This is a genomic window from Pacificoceanicola onchidii (genome assembly GCF_004804335.1).
GTDB classification, from domain to species: Bacteria; Pseudomonadota; Alphaproteobacteria; order Rhodobacterales; family Rhodobacteraceae; genus Pacificoceanicola; species Pacificoceanicola onchidii.
On record NZ_SRXY01000002.1, the window covers coordinates 211,992 to 229,954 of the forward strand.

Consider the following 17,963-nt stretch of genomic DNA (forward strand, 5'->3'; position numbering starts at 1 on the left):
GCCAAAAGCGTATGCAAGGCTCTGCCGGATTGGGTGGCGCTTCAAGGCGAGGCGGGAGGTCCCCGGCCCCGAAGCGCCTGCGCTCATGTTCGGAGCGTCACTTGTTCAGCGCGTCGTAGATCGCACGCACGTCCGAAATGCCGCGGCTTTCATAGTCGCTGAAGATCACCTCCAGCCCTTCTGAAACCGCCGCATCCATTTTCGCGCGCTCTTCGTCCGAGACAACAACCCACTGAAAGTTCTTGTCCGTCGTGTTGGCGATCAACTCCTTGGAGCGCTCATCCGCACCGTCAAAGGACCGCGCCAGTTCGATTGACATGGGCAGGCCGGAAACCTCGTCGATGATCGCACGGTGCTCGTCCGACAGGCTCATGTAGCGTTCCATGTTCATCACCGCATAGGTCACTGCGAAGGTTGTCGGCACGTTTTCGACAATGTGGCTCGACACGTCCCAGAAGTTCCAGGGCATGGTGATGTTATTGTAGGAGGCCGTGGTCGCGTCGATGGTGCCGGTCGACAGGCCGGTGTACATCTCCGTCACCGGCATTTGCACCGGCACCGCGCCCAGCGCCTCGACAATCGGCGTGGTCATGGCGGCAAAGGGCACCAGCTTGGCCCCTTTGAGCCCTTCCATGGTAGAGACATCGCGGGTGGATGCCAGCAGGTTGCCTGCGACGGTGCCCACCGCGAGCACCTTCACGTCCTCGTATTCATCGGCCAGATGCTCGTCGAAGACGGACCAGATCGCGCGGGTGGACTGATCGGCGGTTTCCGCCTTGCCCGGCAGGATCGCCAGCATGGTCTTGGGGAACAGCTTGGGCGTATAGCCCGACACGCCGAAGGTGATGTCGGCAACCCCTTCAACGGCCCGCTTGTATTGCTGAACCGGTCCCGCGCCCAGCTGTCCGGCCGGGTAGAGCTTCATGGTGAGCGAGCCGTTTGAGCGGCGTTCGATCTCTTCGGCGAACCAGGTGAACATGCCGGTGTTGGTGTGGTGCTGCGGCGGCAGGAACGTGGCCACGCTCAGCTCTTCGGCGGCGGCGGTTTGCGCCCCGAACCCAAGGGCAGAGGCCAAGGCGGCGGCAAGGCTTAGACGAGTGAATGACATGTGTTTCTCCATTTCCCTGGGCAGTGGCTGAGCGCGGTTCGGGATCCCAAACAGAATCAAAACCGGCCAGATTGCCCCCTCCATGGCCAACAACTGGCACATTAGGGATCCCATTTCAACAAAAATGCGCGATTTTCACATCGGGGCAGCGGGATTTCTTGACTTTGGGATCCCATTTCGGGCCTATGAGGGTATGGAATCCATTGATACAGACCTTGCCGACCAGATCCGCCGCGACATCATCCATGGCGCGTACCGCGAAGATGAACGCCTGTCGGAGTCCCGATTGTGCGACATTCACAAGGTGTCCCGCACGCCGGTGCGGCTGGCGCTGCGCATGCTGGAGCGTGAAGGCATCATCCGGCGCGGCGAAGGGCGCGGTTATTTCGTGCATCCGCCAACGGTGACCGACATCCTGCAGGCGGTTCAGGTGCGCGGCCATCTGGAAAGCCTCGCTGCGCGGCTCATGGCGCAATCGCCGGGCCGGCATAACGTGCTGCCCACCCTGGAAAAGGCCATCGACGAGATAGACCGGCTGGTGACGCGCGGCTCCTTCGAGGATGAGGACCGGCGGTTGATGCAGCAGCAGAATGCGCTGTTCCACAAGACGATCCTCGACAACTGCGGCAATGATTTCGTCGGCTACACCTGCGGTCAGATCAGCCATCTGCCGATGCTCGAGGTTGGCTCGATGGTGTTTGACAAGAAGGTGCTGTCCACCGCCGAAGGTGTCGACAAGAGCCTGTTCCGGCTGAAGATCGGCAACGCGCAGCACAAGGTCATCTTTGAAGCGATCCAGCGCGGTGACGCGGTGCGGGCGGAAGGCATGATGCGCGAACACTCCAACACGATGGTCGAATACATCGAGATGTTCGAGAAACGCGAAGAGGCGCTGACGATCTCGGAACTGATCAGCTACTCCGGTGGTGAGACCGCTGAGGGCAGCTAGAGGCAACGCGTCCAGAGCGGGTACACCGCCCTGCCCCGGCTTAAGGGACAAGGCGGTGCGATTCACTGCCGTCAGCCGCGTTTGTGATAGGCCTGGCTGAGCGCAAAGCTGTCTTCGAACCAGTGCCAGAGCACCACCTGCCCGTCCCGCACCTTGGCGCGCAGGGCGAAGGAAAACTCGCCGATTTCCTGGCCCGAGGCCGTGGTGATGCCGTTCATCACGCCGAACACGGCCACGGTGTCACCGGAGGCAAAGGCGTCTGTGTTTTCCCATTTGGTGGTCTGAAGGCCTGCGCCGAACACCCCGAGAAATTCGAAGATCGCCGCCTTGCCGACCTTCTCGCGGCCGATCCACGGCACCGTGTTGTCGCCTTCGTTGTGCCAGACCATATCGTCGGCCATCAGCGGCGCCATGGCGTCCGGTCCCTGCGCCATGGCGCCCATAAAGGCCATGACCGTGTCGAAGGATGCTTGCGATGTTTCGTCCATTGTCTGTGCTCCTGCATGTTGTGCGAGAATTGTGGCGAGCGCTGTCGCCAGTGAGGTTTTCAGAAGAGTTCTGCGGTCCAAGGGGATGCCTCCAAGGTCTTGTCAGGGATCAAAATTTGCCGGATGTGTTATGCTTTGCATCCGGGCCGGGCATCGGTGCGATGATGTCCCAATGCTCGACGATCAGCCCGTCTTCGAGGCGGAACAGATCGTAGAAAGCCTGCGGCGCGCCGCCAAAGGAACCTTCGGACATGGAGAGCACGAAGTTGCCTTCGCCGATCACCTTGTGGACGGTGCTGTACTCCATGGTGATGCCCTTCGCGGCCATCTCGCCCATGAACGCGCCGAACCCTTCGAGCCCGTCGGCCACCATCGGGTTGTGCTGAAGATAGGTCACGGGGCTGATGTAATCGGTGATGTTCACCTCTTCGTGACGGATCATCGACCGGACGAGGAAATCCTCGACCTTGGCCTTGTTCGCCTCTGTCTGGTCCAGGTCGGTGATCTCGGTCGCGCCGTCGATCTGGGTGCGGCCCGACGGGTTTGGATCCGCCTCGGGCAGCAGGTTGTCCCAATGTTCGGCGATCTTGCCGTCCTCGACGCGGAAAACGTCAAAGCCGATCACCGCCTTGGGGCCAAAACCTTCGTAGCGGGCGTGGATGGCCACAATGTCATCATCGGCGAGAACACGGATGTATTCAGCCTTGAAGCCCGGCGCGCCGCCAACGGCGGCGACAACGGCTTTCTGACCTTCGATACCATCGGGGAAGTCCGGGTTATGCTGGATGTAGTCTTCAGCGTAATACTGATCGACCGCATCGGCATTGCCGGACAGCAACGTTGCTTCGAGCGCTTCGAGCACCAGCGCCTTGCTGGCGGCGCTGTCGGCAAGGGCCGCAAAGGGCACAGCCGCGCAGAGCGCCGTGGATACGAGGAGAGTTTTCAATGACATGGCGTTTTCCTTGTTCGAGTTGCGGTTATTCGGCTGGATGCCAATCCAGCTGTGGGTTCTCCCGGAAGGCGAACCGTTCGAGATGGCGGGTCACGACATCGACAACCACGTCGAGCCGGGCCTTGTCTTCGGCCTGAGCCGAAAGCTCCAACTGCTGATCCGTGGCGGCCAGGTCGCATTGGCCAAAGGCAAAAACGATCTGCGCGCGCCCCGCGTCGCACCGGGCCTCAACCTTGCGGCCGAAATGATGACACAGGGTAGTGAGGTGCCGGTTGGCCTGGTCTGTCTGAAAAATGGCAAAAGCGCGCATTGTGCCCGATGTCCGTCCTGTTGGTTCGTGACCAGATCCTACGCCGGGACGCGCGCCGCGATTATTGCCTCATTCCAGCGTTCAGAGTTCGGCCCAGCCGATCAATCGCGGCTGTGGTTTTGTGCGGTCAGGCCCGGATCCACGAAATACGGGATCCCAAGTCTGCGTGTCGGGGCTGGTTCGGAGGCAAGAGTTCGGCTATTCATGATTATCCACGGAGTTTATTCCGCAAGGGCGAACAATGATTGATCACCTCAGACAGATGGCCGTTTTCGCGCGGGTGGTGGACGAAGGATCGTTCCGGGCCGCAGCGCGAGAGGTCGGGCTGTCGCCGTCGCGGGTCAGCGAAACGGTGTCAGAGCTGGAAGACTATCTTGGCGTAACGCTGCTCTACCGAACCACGCGGAAAATCGCCCTGACCAACGAAGGGCGGATCTTCTACGGGCGGGTTGTCGAGATGTTGCGCAGCGCCGAGGCCGGCCTGAACGAGATCAGCGCGCTTTCGGTGGAGCCGGTTGGGGCGCTCCGAATTTCGATCCCTGCCTTCATGGCCACGGGGGCCCTGTCCACAGCCGTGGCGGAGTTTGCCCGGCGCCATCCGAATGTCGCCCTGTCCATCCGCTATACGGACAATGAGGTCGGGCTGATCGACGACGGGTTTGATCTCAATATCCGCGTGGGCTGGCTGGATGACAGTTCGATGATGTCGCGCAAGCTGGCGGTGGGCCAGCGGGTTCTGGTTGCCGGATGTGACTACGCCAAGGCGCGGACCCTGCCAGAGCGCCCCTTGGATCTGGAAGACTGGGACTGGATCCGATACCGGAACCGTGCGGACACAACGCCGCTCACCGGCCCTAACGGGATCGAGGAAAAGGTGACGGGGCGCGCGCAGATCGAGGTCGACAGTGTCGATGCGCTCTACCATCTGGCCTGCCGCGACATGGGGGTGACCATCCTGCCGTCCTACCTCGGCGAGCGGGGCATCGAGGCCGGGCATCTGGTGCGGTTGCTGCCGGACTGGAGCCTGCGCGAGTTGGGCATCTTTGCGGTCTGGCCGGACAAGTCCCGACGCGAGAGCCTCACGCTGCTGTTTGTGCGGTTTCTGGCGGATCAGGGGCTGTGCGATGACACGGCGGAGGAGCGCGGCGCGCCGTGACCGGCGTTCAAGCGACGTGCCGCGCCGCGTGGCGGGCATGGGCCTTGGCACGCAGCACGCCCTTGATCCAGAACACCATCGCCAGAACAACCGCCAAAGACGCCAGCAGACCTATGATGTCTCCCATGATCTCCGCCACGGTTGAGACTTGATCCATGAACACATAACCGAGGCCGACATAGATCGTGACCCAGACGGTCTCCCCCAAAACATCCGCGACGGTGAAGCGCCGCCACGACAGCCCTGTTGCGCCTGCGACGAAGTTCACCCAAGGCCCGAGCGGCGCCACGGCCCAGGTTGACAGGAAAACGCCCATCCCGCCGCGCCGGTCCACCAGCGCGCGGGCGCGTTTCAGCACCGCTGCGCGCGCCGGAGAGCGAGCCAGCCGGTCCACAAGGGTGCTCCCCCCGGTACGGCCTATGAAATACCCCGTCTGATCGCCGAGCACGGAGCCGGCATAGGCCGCAAGGCTCACGGTCCAGAACGTCAGATCCCCCGCCGCCACAAAGGCCCCGCCGGTGAGCATCATCAAAGACGTGGGGATCGGCAGGGCAAGGCAGGAGAGAAAAGCCGAGGCAAAGATCACATAGACCCCGTATTGGGTAACGAGACCAAAGACGGTTTCGGTCATTCGTCCGCCCCCGTTTCGGGTTTAGCTTCGGGCTTTGGCCCGTGCTCGGCCTGAAATGCCGCGATGGCGGTTTCGATATCCGTGATCACCTGCGCGACCGGCACGCCGCGCAGTTCGGCAATCTCCGACAGGCTGACCGGGCCGCCCGGAAGCGGGCGCTCAAGCAACAGAGCATCGAGAACCACCTCGCGCGGGACACGCCAGCTGCGCACGACATAACGCGGTGTCATCCAGCTTTCGATCGGTTGCTGGCGTTCGGCAATGGGGGGACGATTGACCCAGTAAACCGCCGAGCGCACGCCGAAAAACAGGCTGGCCCCAAGCGCAACAACCAGGATGACCGTGGCGATGGGGGCGGCCGCCCAGAGTTTTCTGGCAAAGGCGCTCAGTTTCGCAATCATGTTGTCTTCCTTGGTGCGCGGTTCGGGCCTGTTCGACTATCGCGCAATGCGCGCGCGATCTTAAGAGGTATCAGTTCAGAATGACCCAGCGGGTGTGGGTTTCAGGTGTTGCCCCGCAGTCCGACAGCAGCAGATCGCGCGACATGAACGGCCCGGCGCGGCGGCTATCCGCCCCAACGGCAAAGCAAAGCTCCGGTGTCTCGGCAGGCGAAAACTGCCCCGCATCCGGCACATGAACGAAACGCTGTGCAACGTCCTGCGCGTCACAGGGCGCAAGCGCCAGATCGGTGGTTTCCCCGGCGCCCGTGGTCACGCAGTGGCTGTCAAAGGCAACCGAGCGGATCGCGCCGGAGGACGGATCGAAGGAAAACTGCACATCGCCGCCCTGCGGTTTGCACGAATGGGCGTGCAGGGCGGTGTTGAAGCCGCGCCCGACCGTGTCGATGCACCAGCCCAGCCCATCCACCTCGTCCAGATTGTCAGCAAGAACGATTGCAGGGGCCGGGACACGCAAGCCCGGCAGCCCTTCGGCGGTCTGCGCCAACGTCTTCGATGTGGAGATAGCGGCAATACAGAGCGCTGCAAAGACGATCAGGGCCGCTGGGGGCAAAATAGATTGGAACAGACGCATGGCTGGCCTCGGTGTTTGCGGGTCTTGAGACTATAACGCATGGGCCTGGGCCTTTCCGTCGCGGGTTTTGCAAAAAACTTGCCGGCTGGAAAAAGAAGGGGCAACGCGGCTCACCCGGCGTCTCTCAGGCCTTCGACAATGCGTCCGCCACAGGTCTCAAAGACCATCCGCGCTTACCTGAACAGCATCGCTGAGTGACGTTATTGCCGCCGGCTAAGACCGGATGAAAAAAGGCCGCGCGAGAAGCGCGGCCTGTCCAGTCAGGGGAATTGAAACAGGTCAGCCGTTGATCCAGCGGTTCACCGTGTCCTGGTTGTCTTCGATCCACTCTTCGGCCACCTCTTGCGGGTCGCGCTTATTCTCGAACATTTCAACAATCCAGCCGTTGATCTCGTCGCCGGTGAACTGAACGTTCTTGAGCATCTGGGCCACTTCGGGGTTGCGATCCCAGAGGGACTTCGAGAAGGCGACAAAGACGTCGTTCGGCGCAATCACGCATTCGAACTCGGACACTTCGAGCCAGTTCTCGGCTTCAAGATCCACGTCCTCGCAACCGTCGAAACGGTCCGGCTCGCCAACCACGGAGAGGTCGTACTGCACGTGCAGCGCTTCCGGCGTCCAGTGGTAGAAGAGCTGCGGTTTGGAGGAGGCATAGGCGGCGGCAAGGCCCGCCTTGAAGGTGTCGGCCGAGACGATGTTCGGCTCCCAGAGGGAATCCAGCCCATAGGACTTGAACTTGATCTGCCAGCGCTTGGTCGAGGCCCATGTCACGTCACCCGGCCAATACTCGCCCAGCCCGTCGCCGTCCGTGTCGAACATCGCGGCAATTTCAGGGTTCCGGAGATCCTCGATCGAGGACACCTTGTCCGACATGTAGCTGGGCACATAGAGGTTCGACGTGCCCTGATAAGGCGTGTTGTGATCCACCGTATCCTTGTCGACGATGTATTCGTCCCAAGCAGACTGCCAGTTCGGCATCCACATGTCGGTGTGCACGTCGATGGAGCCATCGCCCTTGTCCATGCCGGCGTAGATGACCGGCTGCTGGTTCATGCCGGAGACGATTTCCGCCTCCCCGCCCATTGGCCCGGTGATGATGGCCTTGAGCACGTGGCCGATGGCCTTGGCGCCGTTCCAGCTCAGATCGGGCAGCATGATCTTTTCTTGCGCCTGCGCAGCACCGGTGCTGGCCAGCAGCGCGATTGCGGCGGCTTTGCTAAGTGTCCTCATGATAGTCTCCCTTATGTTGAACACAGTTTTTTTTGTTCAGATCCGGCTGAACGACGCGCGGATCCCCTTCAGAATTCTGTCGATCATCATCGCCACCAGCGCGATGGCGAGACCGGCCAGAAGCCCCTTGCCCGCCTGCGCATCGCCCAGCGAGGCGGTCACAAGCGCGCCGAGGCCTTCGGCTCCGATGAAGGCCGAGATGGTCGCCATCGAAAGCGCCAGCATGATCGTCTGGTTGAGCCCAGCCATGATCGACGGGATCGCCATCGGCAGTTCGACCTTGCGCAGGAGCTGGCGTTCGGATGAGCCGAAGGCGAGCGCGGCTTCCTTGGTGCTCTCCGGCACCTGCCGGATGCCCAGCGCGGTCAGCTTGACCATCGGCGGGATGGCGAAGATCACGGTGGCGATGACCGCCGGGGGCTGCGAGATGCCGAAGAAGGCAACCGCGGGCACAAGGTAGCTGAGCGACGGAATGGTCTGCATCACGTCCAGAATTGGCTCGGTGATAACCCGGGCGACCTTGTTCTTGGCCATCCAGATCCCGACCGGAAGGCCGACAAGGATACAGATCGCCGTAGCCACCACGACCAGCGCCATGGTCTGCATCGCCACCTGCCAGAGTTCAAACACGGCGAGGAAAGCGAGGGACGAGGCGACAAAGATCGTCGTGCCTTTGCCGGTAAAGGCCCAACTGAGCGCGATGAACAGGAAGGACACCACCGGCCAGGGCGTTTGCATGAAGGCCACTTCCACCCGGATCAGCGACTGGCGCAACACGTGGGTGATGGCGTCGAAGATGCCCGCGAAGTTGGCGCGCAGGTAGTTGATCGACTTGTCGATGCTTTCCGAGCTGTAGGTGAAGATGTTCACGACGCGGCCTTCGACCGGATCCTTGACGATGCGGATCACCTTGGTGGCGTCTTCGTCTCCTGCCGCGATGGCCTCTTCGTCGGGCACGCTGCGGTAGACCACATCTTCGGGCGGGTCGATGCGGGCCACGGTCGGGAAATCGTCGATGAACCAGCAATCGAAGCGGTCACGGCGGCTGATCGCCACAAAGTCTTCGGCTGTGGACAGGTCCCGCTCGGCCCCGCGCAGCTCCTTGCGAATGCCGGAGCGACGCGTGTTTTGCGCCTCCGTCCGGTCGCTGATGGCGTCAAGGCTGGCTTTCTCGGCGGCCAGATCGTCTGCGCGCGCGGACAGCTTTGGCAGCAGCTCTGCCACGTCGCTCACCCCGTGCTGCGCCAGCAGCGCGGTGACGGTTTCGCCAGCACGGATCTGGTTGAGACAGGCTCGCTCGTCCAGCCGTTGCTGCGAGGCGCGGTAGATGGTCAGCGGCGCCACCAGCGCGATGATGACGGCAGCGAGGATCACGCGGCGCATGTTCACGCCGTTTGCCACGCCCTTGTCTGTCCGCCAGCGGGTGTATTGCCCATAGTAGAAGCGGTTTGCGCTGCTCCCCATCCAGAGCCGCCCGGCAATCAGCGCAATGACACCGACGGTGCCAAAGCTCTGAATCCAGCCGGAATAGCGCGCGATCAAAGTCACGTTGTCCGCCGCATTGGCCTGCGCCTCCGCCAGCAGCGGTGAGAATTTGACCACCTGCATGAGGCAGACAATCGCCAGAACATCCAACGCAAGAGCGATCCAGAACATTATCCAGGTGCCGCGCATGGCCGCCCAGAACCAGGGCAGCAAAAGCCCCCAGATATTCATGTGCCAGCGCGGCAGTTTTCCGCGCTGCAGCAGTTCGAAGATCGGCGTGTAGTAGTCCGCTTTCTCGACGACAAACGCCTCGACCGAAACGTCGCGATCATCGACGATGCGCTGCTCTGCGCCTGTTCCTGCGTGAATGCTCATTCTTCTGCACTCCCCTGTAGGCCGCGCAACAGCGTGTTCTTGTCGACCACGCCGACAATGGTGTCTCCGTCTGCCTTGATCAAAACCGGCAGCTCGGAATGCGTGGACAGGCCAACCAGCGTGTCGAGATCATCTTCGGGCCGCGCCACGGGATGGTCCTGGCTCATGTCCAGCGGCCCGCGTTTGGACTGATACTTGTCCAGCGGCACCATGATCTTGGCCGCCGACACCAGTTTGAGGCGCGAAATTCCGGCAACAAAATCCGCCACATAGTCATCCGCCGGGGCGGTCACGATATCTTCGGCGGTGCCGATCTGGACAATCTCCCCGTCCTTCATGATGCCGATGTGATCGCCCATGCGGATCGCTTCATCGAGGTCGTGGGTGATAAAGACCGTGGTCTTTTTCAGGTTGGCGGACAGGCCGAGGAATTCGTCCTGAAGGTTGCGGCGGATGAGCGGGTCCAGCGCGGAAAACGGCTCGTCCATCAACAGGATTTCCGGATCCGCCGCCAGCGCACGTGCGAGGCCGACCCGCTGTTGCATCCCGCCCGACAGCTCGGACGGCAAACGGTCACCGTAGCCATGCAGGGACACGGTTTCCAACGCCTGATCCGCCAGTTTGGAGCGGTGGTAGGCGTCCATGCCGCGCAATTCGAGCGCAAAGCCGATGTTGTCGCGCACCGAGCGGTGCGGCAGCAGGGCCATGTTCTGAAACACCATGCCGATCTTGGTGCCGCGCACGGCGCGCAGCGCGTCGGGCTTCATCTTGCCAATGTCATCGCCCAGAACACGGATGGTGCCGGCGGAAGGCTCGATCAGGCGGTTGATGTGCCGCACAAGCGTGGATTTGCCGGAGCCGGACAGGCCCATAAGGCAGAAAATCTCGCCCTCGCCCACGCGGAAGCTCGCGTCCTTGACTCCAACGACCGCCCCAAACTCATCAAGCACATCTGCCTTGCTCAGGCCTCTGGTTCGGATCGCGTCCATCGCGTCTTTGGCGCGTTCGCCAAAGACCTTCCAGACACCGTCAATTTCGACGACTGCTTCGCTCATGCGCGGGCCCTTTCTCGTTTCGGGTCAAAGAACGGAATGTCACAGACCGTTGCGGTCAGGCGTTTCATCCGTCCGTCCATCTGCCCGACTTCCAATGTGCTGCCGACATCGGCGTGCTCGACGGCAAGCCGGGCCATGGCGATGGTTCTTTCGAACATCGGCGACCGGGTGGCAGACGTGATTGTTCCGACGACGCGTTCGCCTGCGTAAACATGCGCGCCGTGCAGCGGGACATCGTTACAGTCGAACATCAGCCCCTTGAGGACGCGGCGCGGATCGCGGGCGTTGCGCTCCAGAGCGGCCTTGCCGATGAAGTCGGTCTTCTTGAGATCAACCGCAAACCCAAGCCCCGCTTCATGCGCGTCGATCCCGGCAGCAAACTCCGCACGCGAGGCCAGCCCGGCCTCGATCCGGATGGTCTCCAGCGCAGCCGAGCCCATGGGTGCGATGCCGAATTCCGCCCCCGCGTCCATGATGGCGTCCCATAGCTCGGGCGCATCGGTGGCCGCGCAGAACAGCTCATAGCCAAGCTCGCCCGTATAACCGGAGCGCGCGAGCATGAACGGAATGCCCTCGCGGTTGTGCAGACGTGCGATGGTCACGCCAAACCATTTCAGGTTTTCCAGCGAGGGATGCGACGGCTGGGTAAAGACGATCTTGCGCAGGACGTCCCGCGACCGGGGGCCTTGCAAGGCAAGGTTCGGCATGGCGCCGTCCATGCCGTGAATGCGGACCTGCAGCCCCTCTTCTTCGGCAATCGCCTCGAACACACGGCCGCTCTCTTCGCTGCCGCAACACCAGCGGAACAGATCAGGCCCAATGCGGAACAAGGTGCCGTCATCCACGACGGTTCCGGCCTCGTCGCAGATCAGCGCATAGGTGCCGCGCCAGACGCTGAGCCGCGCGATGTTGCGGGTCATGGCGCGTTGAAGCAGCGTTTCGGCGTCCGGCCCGACGATGTCGTATTTGCGCAGCGAAGACATGTCCTGAAGCGTCACTTTCTCGCGGCAGGCCCAGTACTCCCCAACTGTCCCGACCGACGGGAAGCTCACCGGTGCCCACAGATCGCGTGCGGGCGCGAAATGGCTGGTGAGTTTCGACGTCGCGGGGTGAAAGGCGCTCTCCTCGCTGATGGACATGGGCGCGTCTTCCTTCTCTCGGTAAGCCACCGCGCGGCGGATTGGCGTGTCGGGGCGATAGATGCGCACATGCACATCCGTTGGGTTCCATCCATTGATCGGGTCAAGATCGTCCGGGCAGGCGGTGGTGACACAGACAAGCTCTTCGATTGCTTTCATCGCGACGTAATCGCCGGGGCGCGAATAGCTCTCTTCGGTCATGATCCGGTGCGAATGCGCATCGATCCAGGTGTTCCAGAAAAAGTTGATCGCAGGCCAGGCCGGACGGTAGGCCACACTATAGGGATCAAGCGCCATGGATATATTGTCGGAGCAGTTCAGGTGCCCCGGGTAACCCCGGTCTTCGTAGCCCCGGGCCGTGCAGGCCATGCCAAAGGTGTCATGGCGGCCGCAGGTGTCCTGCAAAACCCGCATCAGGGGCCGCAACTCGCGGTCATAGAATTTGTCGAACAGACCCGGCCCCGGATAGGCCCCGCGCACCATGGAGCGCGTGGCGGTGCCGTCGATGCCATGCTCAACCCCGGCATCAAGGCTGTCGCGCCGCAGAGCCATGAAGTCCGAGCATTGCTGCCCTTCCACATCGATGACCTGAAGGATTTCACCGGGGCGCAGTTCATAGGCCATCGCCGATCCGCGTTTGACCGTGAACTCGTCGCGGGTGTCGCCCAAGAGCGGCGGCAAAGGCGCGCGCGCGCCTGCGCCTCCCGGTTTGACCGCAAACTCGACCGCGCCCAGAGACGCCGACGCGACAAGATCCATTGCCCCCTGCGGCATCAGCAGCCAGACGGTGCAGCGCGCCGTCGCCTTCAGCGCCACGAGATCATCCAGCGGCACGTAGGCGGCCGCCAGCGCAGACTTGGGATCGCCGCCGTTGCTGGCAATCCAGCCAAGCAGCGGGGCGCTCGAAAATGCGTCCGGCGCAACTTCGGCGTCTTTTTGCAGACCCAGAAGTCCGGGATCCTGCTGACCGGCCTCACCGAACACCAGAAGCGACACGGACTGCCCTTTGGCCAGCGGACGGATTGACAGCAGATCACCAGCTTCCAGCTGACAGCGCTTGGCGTCCCGCGGGGCGAGACGGGCGCGCAGCGTTTCGGACTTGGGCGGAAAACCGGGGAACATACGCCCCGCGCCGGAAAATCCGACATTGTTGAAACTGCGGTGTATCGCCTTGTCGAGCACAGAATCCCCCTGTCCCACATGCCATGTAACTAGTTACACAGTAGCTTTCCGCGATGAGTCAAGGATTATTGTAACCAGTTACATTATGTGCTTAATCTTTGATCATGGCTCCCAAGCGCGAAAAGAAACGGGCAAACCTTCGAGATGTGGCACGGGTCGCCGAGGTCTCGGTTGCAACCGTGTCCCGCGTCTTGAACTCCCCCGATGTCGTGCAGAAAGAAACCCGCGAACGGGTTGAAAAAGCGATTTCGGAACTCGGCTTTCACCCCAGCGCTGCGGCACGGGCCATCAACAGCGGGCGCACCAAGATCATCGGCGCGCTGGTGCCAACGCTGGACAGCGATATCTTTGCCCTGACCATCGAAGCGGTCGAGAACCGGTTGGAAGACTTCGGCTTTTCTCTGGTTGTCGCCACCACCGGTGAAGACCCTGACAAAGAAGCAAAGCGGGCCAAGGAACTGCTGGATATCGGCGCGGAAGGGTTGATCATGCCCGGAACAACGCACTGCGACGCCCTTTACGACTTGATTGAGCGCACGCGGGTCCCGGCTGTTGTCATTTCCTACTATGATCCCGCGTTCCGCTACCCGACGATCGGCTACGACAACCGCGAGGCGGCAGCACTGGCAATGTCTCATTTGTTGGAGCTCGGGCACAGGAATATCGCGGTGGTCCATGGCCCGGCACAAAACAACGACCGAACGCGCGCCCGTGTGGCTGGGGTCGCCACAGATCGCGCGGACGTGCAGCTGACCTTCCTCGAAACGGATCTGACGATTGCTGGCGGAACGGATGCGGTGAAACAGGCATCCGGCGAGAGCCGGGTTTTTGACGCCTTCCTCTGCGTCTCTGATGTGCAGGCTTTTGGCGTTCTGTTCGAGCTGCAACGCCGAGGGATCGCCGTCCCGGACGATGTGTCTGTCATGGGGCTTCACGACCTGCCCGGCTCCAGCTCGACCTTCCCCAGCCTGTCGACCATCCGGCTGCCCGCGCAAAAGATGGGGCGGTTGGCGGCCGAGGGGCTTGCGAAATGGGTGGAGAGCGGTACCAGGCCCAGCCCCGCCTGCCTGCCCAACGCCCTGATGGTTCGCGAATCCACCGCGCCGTCCCGGCTTAAGGCCAAACGGAAATGACCTTGCTGAATGGGCCCGCTGGCTTGCAAAAAATCTGAACCCAACGTGCGCCTAGCATCCAAGGTCTAGACCACGGTAATACGGCGGAAATTCAAGGGCATGGCGGGCGCATGATGGTGCGCTGTGGTACGCAAAACCGGCCTCGCGGCACATTTGAACTGCGTGACGCCCTCCCAGTTGCCCTATTGTCAGTGCGGCGCGGGGCGGATAGCCAAACCGTCATTCTCCTGCTGCAGGTTGCGTCACATGATTGTTCGGACACCTCGAAACTACCTTGATCTGCTGATCGCCATGCAAGGCTCTGTCCTTCCGCAGGTTCTTCCGAAGATCATTGGCTTTGCGCTCCTGTCCGTGCTGTTGGAGGCGCTCTTCCTCGCCGGTGCACACCTGCCGCAACTGCCGCTCGGTCCGATGGCCGGTATCGGTATCGCGTTGTCGCTGTTTCTGGGTTTTCGAAACAACGCGGCCTACGACCGTTGGTGGGAAGGCCGGAAGCTCTGGGGGCAGATCGTCGGGGACATCCGCAGTTTCTGCCGGGAAAGCGATGTTCTTCTGACGGACGGTGCCGTGCGCATTCGGACGCTTGAGACCCTGCACGACTTCATCGGTGCCCTCGCCGCGCCCAAAAGCCCCGGCGCCGAAGTGGCGCTTGATCGGGTCGCGGCGGTGCTGGCGGCAGAAACCCGAACAGGCCGGTTGAGCGAGATCGGAGCCATGACGCTGCTGAACAGGCTGGCCGGATTGACCAGCGCGCAGGTCGGGATCGAACGGTTGAAAGCGACGCCCCTGCCCTTTGTCTATTCGCTGCTGATACACCGGACCGTATTCGTGTACTGCACCTTGCTGCCTTTCGCGGTCTTTGCCGGCGCGGGCTGGTTTTCACCGATTTTGACGGGCGTCACCGCCTATGTGTTCCTGGGATTGGCGGCGGTCACCGATTGCCTTGAGGACCCGTTTGCCGAGTCCGATCACGCCGTGCCGGTGAACGCGTTGGAAGCCATTTGCAAACGCAAGCTCGAAACCGCCATGGGCCGGAGCGACCTGACGCCGCTGGTTGAAACCAAAGATTACGTTCTGAAATAGCCAAAGGCGGTCCTGACCGGGAATCGGAAACCGGAAAATGTGGGCCTCACGCCGTGTTCTCGGTCCATTTCGCGAGCAACAACCCCTCATTCTGGAATAGTCCAATATGTGGGCTTATCACCGGATTATCGGGCTACTTCCAACCGACATCTTCGCTCACCTTGCCTGCAATGGGTGCCCTGGCGCTCACACAAGGGAGGAAGCAATGTCACAGATTACGATCACGGGTGCGTCCGTTTGGGATGGGGTTTCGGAGGCCGCGTATCCGGCTACCGTGACCATCGAAGGCAACAAGATCAAAAAGATCGCCAAGGGCGATGGCCCCGTAGATACCCAAGGCACAGTCATTGACGGCAGCGGCCATACGTTGATGCCGGGCATGGTCGAAGGCCATTGCCATCCGAGCTTTACCGGCGTGGGCGAGCCTTGGGAGCTTGGCCAGCTGTGTCCTGAAGATCATATGCTCAAAACCGCGCAGAACCTGCGCCTGTTGCTAAGCCACGGCTTCACCTCGGTGTTTGAGGCTGCCTCAGCCAAGCCGATGCTCGGCGTGACCGCCCGCGACGCGATCAATGCCGGTGTTCTTGACGGCCCCCGTATGCGCGCCTCGAGCCCCGAGATCACGACCACGGCCGGTCTGGGAGATGAGCGCAAGCGGCACATCTACCAGGAGAGCTTTGGACTTGTGGCGGATGGCCCGCTTGAAATGCGCCGCGTTGCGCGCGAATGCGTGCGCGACAACGTCGACAACATGAAAATCAATATCTCTGGCGACGAGTTCGTCAGCTTTGCCCGGGCGGAAATCACGCCGCTGGAAGACGATGAACTGGCCGCCTTCATGGCCGTGGCCCGCAAATACGGCAAGACTGTCGCCGCCCATGCCCGGTCCTCGGAATCGGTGAAGATGGCGGTGCGCCATGGGGTCGATTGCATCTATCACTGCGATTTTGCCGATGAAGAGGCGCTCGACATGCTGGAGGACGCCAAGGATCGCGTCATCCTCGGGCCCGCTTTTGGCCTTGTTCACAACGCCACCCGCGAGGGTGAGATTGCGGGCATTACCAAGGAAGTTGCGGAAGAACTCAACCTCAACCGCAAGTTTGACGCCACCTGCGCGACATATCACGAAATCCGCAAGCGCGGTCTGCGTGTGGCTGTCGGCGGGGACTATGGGTTCGCGGTGACGCCCATGGGCCAGAACGCCCGTGATCTCGAACACTTTGTGACCTATTTCGGCTACGCGCCGGTCGAAGCGTTGAAATGCGCCACCCATGTGGGTGCCCAGCTGATGCAAATGGAAGACCAGATCGGTCAGGTCAAGGAGGGCTTCCTCGCCGATCTTCTATTGGTCAAAGGCGACGTGACCAAGGATGTCAGCCTTGTGCAGCATCAGGACAACCTGACGATGATCATGAAGGACGGTGTGCTGTTCAAGGATCCGCGCACCGGCTTCAACAAAGGCGGGCTGATCCGCGCCGCCGAGTAAGTCTCAGACCACATATTACGCAAGGGAGGAAACGCATGCGTATCTTGAAATCAGCGGCTGTCGCCGCATCCATTGGTGTGCTCGCCAGCTCGGCTTTCGCCGACAATTACGAAGGGGTGCCGCGCACATTCCTTTGGAATCCGGGATCGACCGATATCGTCGACGCAGCGGAATACAAGAAAGACGGGCCTTATGTGATCGGCTTTTCCAACGCCTCGATCTCGAACCCGTGGCGGGTTGCGATGCTGCATGGCATCGAAGCGGCTGCCGAGCGCAATGCAGACAAGCTGGAACGCTTTATCATCACCGATGCCAATGACGATCCGTCGAAACAGGCCGCGGACGTTCAGGATCTGATCGCGCAGGGTGTTGATATTCTGCTGATTTCCCCAGCCACGGCCGAGGCAATGGATCCGGTGATCCGCCGCGCCAAGCGCCAGGGCGTGCCTGTGGTTCTTGTCGATCGGTCGGTTCCGTCAAAAGAGAACTTCATCAGCTTTGTCACCGCATCGGACCAGGCATTGGGACGGATTTCCGCGCAATGGCTGGCGGAGACGCTGAACTTTGAAGGCAAGGTTGTCATGCTCGGCGGTCTGGCTGGGGCCTCCCCTGCCGAGAACCGGATCAAGGCCGCGCTGGAGGTGTTCAACCAGTACCCGGGGATCGAAGTGCTCGAAACCCAATACACCAGCTGGTCCCCCGCCAACGGCAAGACCATCATGTCGGCGCTGATCCAGAAATACGGCAGCGAGATTTCCGGCGTCTGGGCGGACTCCGGCTTGCAGGGCTCAGGCTCGGTCGAGGCTTTCCTTGCTGCGGGCTACGCTGCAGGCACGATCCCGCCGCACACCGGGGGTGACTTCAACGCGATGTATCAGCTGAGTGTTCAGCATGACGTGCCGATGGTCGGTGTCGATTATCCGCCCGCGATGGGAGCCAAGGCCTTTGAAGTCCTGTTCGACGTGCTCGACGGCAAAGGCATCCCGCAACGGATCGAGGTCAATCAGCAGGTTGTCGTGTCCGAAGGCCACGAAACCGCCAGCGTGCAGGCTGACGTCTTCGTCAAGGACTACGCGCTGATGGATAAGCCCGGCTCGGTCATCATGTCCTCCGGTGTCGGCGCTGACTACGACCCGGCGACCTTCTCGGCGGTTTACCCGAAATAATCC

At 61.6% G+C, this 17,963-nt stretch carries 17 protein-coding genes; 7 read left to right on the top strand and 10 right to left on the bottom strand.

All coding sequences use genetic code 11. From position 1 onward, the window contains the following. Positions 1 to 97: 97 nt before the first annotated feature. Positions 98 to 1,108 carry a TRAP transporter substrate-binding protein gene (locus E4662_RS06280; RefSeq protein ID WP_168797908.1) on the bottom strand — a complete coding sequence of 337 codons (1,011 nt, stop codon included), beginning with the start codon at positions 1,106 to 1,108 and terminating at the stop codon, positions 98 to 100. A gap of 193 nt (positions 1,109 to 1,301) precedes the next feature. Between E4662_RS06280 and E4662_RS06285 the strand changes: the two genes are divergently transcribed. Further along, on the top strand, positions 1,302 to 2,057 hold the full coding sequence (locus tag E4662_RS06285; RefSeq protein WP_168797909.1) for a GntR family transcriptional regulator: 756 nt from the start codon (positions 1,302 to 1,304) through the stop codon (positions 2,055 to 2,057). A gap of 71 nt (positions 2,058 to 2,128) precedes the next feature. Here the strand turns inward: E4662_RS06285 and E4662_RS06290 are convergent, their stop codons facing one another. Both E4662_RS06290 and E4662_RS06295 read right to left on the bottom strand, forming a co-directional pair. Then, positions 2,129 to 2,545 carry a nuclear transport factor 2 family protein gene (locus tag E4662_RS06290; protein WP_240705136.1) on the bottom strand — a complete coding sequence of 139 codons (417 nt, stop codon included), beginning with the start codon at positions 2,543 to 2,545 and terminating at the stop codon, positions 2,129 to 2,131. A 109-nt stretch (positions 2,546 to 2,654) separates the two neighbouring features. Continuing rightward, positions 2,655 to 3,497: a nuclear transport factor 2 family protein gene (locus E4662_RS06295; RefSeq protein WP_136440691.1), complete on the bottom strand. Its 843-nt coding sequence runs from the start codon at positions 3,495 to 3,497 to the stop codon at positions 2,655 to 2,657. Between E4662_RS06295 and E4662_RS24550 the strand changes: the two genes are divergently transcribed. Both E4662_RS24550 and E4662_RS06305 read left to right on the top strand, forming a co-directional pair. After that, positions 3,496 to 4,056 (top strand): hypothetical protein, encoded by a 561-nt coding sequence (locus E4662_RS24550; protein ID WP_476703881.1) that lies wholly within the window; start codon positions 3,496 to 3,498, stop codon positions 4,054 to 4,056. The genes E4662_RS06295 and E4662_RS24550 overlap by 2 nt on opposite strands. After that, positions 4,049 to 4,963 (top strand): LysR family transcriptional regulator, encoded by a 915-nt coding sequence (locus E4662_RS06305; RefSeq protein ID WP_136440693.1) that lies wholly within the window; start codon positions 4,049 to 4,051, stop codon positions 4,961 to 4,963. Before E4662_RS24550 ends, E4662_RS06305 begins: the two co-directional genes overlap by 8 nt. A 7-nt stretch (positions 4,964 to 4,970) precedes the next feature. Here E4662_RS06305 and E4662_RS06310 read toward each other — a convergent pair whose 3' ends face one another. From E4662_RS06310 to E4662_RS06340, 7 genes are all read right to left on the bottom strand, one after another. Beyond that, positions 4,971 to 5,594 (bottom strand): DedA family protein, encoded by a 624-nt coding sequence (locus E4662_RS06310; protein WP_136440694.1) that lies wholly within the window; start codon positions 5,592 to 5,594, stop codon positions 4,971 to 4,973. Next, positions 5,591 to 5,995: a hypothetical protein gene (locus tag E4662_RS06315; protein ID WP_136440695.1), complete on the bottom strand. Its 405-nt coding sequence runs from the start codon at positions 5,993 to 5,995 to the stop codon at positions 5,591 to 5,593. Before E4662_RS06315 ends, E4662_RS06310 begins: the two co-directional genes overlap by 4 nt. 70 nt (positions 5,996 to 6,065) lie before the next feature. Beyond that, positions 6,066 to 6,626 (bottom strand): RICIN domain-containing protein, encoded by a 561-nt coding sequence (locus E4662_RS06320; protein ID WP_136440696.1) that lies wholly within the window; start codon positions 6,624 to 6,626, stop codon positions 6,066 to 6,068. A gap of 279 nt (positions 6,627 to 6,905) precedes the next feature. Further along, entirely contained in the window at positions 6,906 to 7,856 is a 951-nt protein-coding gene (locus E4662_RS06325) for an ABC transporter substrate-binding protein (protein ID WP_136440697.1), read from the bottom strand. Positions 7,857 to 7,892: 36 nt separating this feature from the next. Continuing rightward, positions 7,893 to 9,716 carry an ABC transporter permease gene (locus tag E4662_RS06330; RefSeq protein ID WP_136440698.1) on the bottom strand — a complete coding sequence of 608 codons (1,824 nt, stop codon included), beginning with the start codon at positions 9,714 to 9,716 and terminating at the stop codon, positions 7,893 to 7,895. Beyond that, positions 9,713 to 10,771 (bottom strand): quaternary amine ABC transporter ATP-binding protein, encoded by a 1,059-nt coding sequence (locus E4662_RS06335; protein ID WP_136440699.1) that lies wholly within the window; start codon positions 10,769 to 10,771, stop codon positions 9,713 to 9,715. Before E4662_RS06335 ends, E4662_RS06330 begins: the two co-directional genes overlap by 4 nt. After that, positions 10,768 to 13,092 (bottom strand): DUF1989 domain-containing protein, encoded by a 2,325-nt coding sequence (locus tag E4662_RS06340; protein ID WP_240705137.1) that lies wholly within the window; start codon positions 13,090 to 13,092, stop codon positions 10,768 to 10,770. Before E4662_RS06340 ends, E4662_RS06335 begins: the two co-directional genes overlap by 4 nt. 104 nt (positions 13,093 to 13,196) lie before the next feature. On the opposite strand from E4662_RS06340, the gene E4662_RS06345 reads away from it, so the two are divergent. From E4662_RS06345 to E4662_RS06360, 4 genes are all read left to right on the top strand, one after another. Further along, positions 13,197 to 14,225 (top strand): LacI family DNA-binding transcriptional regulator, encoded by a 1,029-nt coding sequence (locus E4662_RS06345; RefSeq protein ID WP_136440700.1) that lies wholly within the window; start codon positions 13,197 to 13,199, stop codon positions 14,223 to 14,225. Between the two features lie 246 nt (positions 14,226 to 14,471). Then, positions 14,472 to 15,308, top strand: a complete 837-nt coding sequence (locus E4662_RS06350; RefSeq protein WP_136440701.1) for a bestrophin family protein — start codon at positions 14,472 to 14,474, stop codon at positions 15,306 to 15,308. Positions 15,309 to 15,513: 205 nt separating this feature from the next. After that, on the top strand, positions 15,514 to 16,794 hold the full coding sequence (locus tag E4662_RS06355; protein WP_136440702.1) for a metal-dependent hydrolase family protein: 1,281 nt from the start codon (positions 15,514 to 15,516) through the stop codon (positions 16,792 to 16,794). A 35-nt stretch (positions 16,795 to 16,829) separates the two neighbouring features. Further along, the gene (locus E4662_RS06360; RefSeq protein WP_136440703.1) at positions 16,830 to 17,960 is read left to right on the top strand and encodes a substrate-binding domain-containing protein; all 1,131 of its coding nucleotides are present in this window, start codon (positions 16,830 to 16,832) and stop codon (positions 17,958 to 17,960) included. Positions 17,961 to 17,963: the final 3 nt, after the last annotated feature.

Coding starts and splice junctions, on each gene's coding strand:
- E4662_RS06280 (WP_168797908.1), bottom strand. CDS start 1,108: ATGTCATTCACTCGTCTAAGCCTTGCCGCCGCCTTGGCCTCTGCCCTT.
- E4662_RS06285 (WP_168797909.1), top strand. CDS start 1,302: ATGGAATCCATTGATACAGACCTTGCCGACCAGATCCGCCGCGACATC.
- E4662_RS06290 (WP_240705136.1), bottom strand. CDS start 2,545: ATGGACGAAACATCGCAAGCATCCTTCGACACGGTCATGGCCTTTATG.
- E4662_RS24550 (WP_476703881.1), top strand. CDS start 3,496: ATGGCGTTTTCCTTGTTCGAGTTGCGGTTATTCGGCTGGATGCCAATC.
- E4662_RS06295 (WP_136440691.1), bottom strand. CDS start 3,497: ATGTCATTGAAAACTCTCCTCGTATCCACGGCGCTCTGCGCGGCTGTG.
- E4662_RS06305 (WP_136440693.1), top strand. CDS start 4,049: ATGATTGATCACCTCAGACAGATGGCCGTTTTCGCGCGGGTGGTGGAC.
- E4662_RS06310 (WP_136440694.1), bottom strand. CDS start 5,594: ATGACCGAAACCGTCTTTGGTCTCGTTACCCAATACGGGGTCTATGTG.
- E4662_RS06315 (WP_136440695.1), bottom strand. CDS start 5,995: ATGATTGCGAAACTGAGCGCCTTTGCCAGAAAACTCTGGGCGGCCGCC.
- E4662_RS06320 (WP_136440696.1), bottom strand. CDS start 6,626: ATGCGTCTGTTCCAATCTATTTTGCCCCCAGCGGCCCTGATCGTCTTT.
- E4662_RS06325 (WP_136440697.1), bottom strand. CDS start 7,856: ATGAGGACACTTAGCAAAGCCGCCGCAATCGCGCTGCTGGCCAGCACC.
- E4662_RS06330 (WP_136440698.1), bottom strand. CDS start 9,716: ATGAGCATTCACGCAGGAACAGGCGCAGAGCAGCGCATCGTCGATGAT.
- E4662_RS06335 (WP_136440699.1), bottom strand. CDS start 10,771: ATGAGCGAAGCAGTCGTCGAAATTGACGGTGTCTGGAAGGTCTTTGGC.
- E4662_RS06345 (WP_136440700.1), top strand. CDS start 13,197: ATGGCTCCCAAGCGCGAAAAGAAACGGGCAAACCTTCGAGATGTGGCA.
- E4662_RS06350 (WP_136440701.1), top strand. CDS start 14,472: ATGATTGTTCGGACACCTCGAAACTACCTTGATCTGCTGATCGCCATG.
- E4662_RS06355 (WP_136440702.1), top strand. CDS start 15,514: ATGTCACAGATTACGATCACGGGTGCGTCCGTTTGGGATGGGGTTTCG.
- E4662_RS06360 (WP_136440703.1), top strand. CDS start 16,830: ATGCGTATCTTGAAATCAGCGGCTGTCGCCGCATCCATTGGTGTGCTC.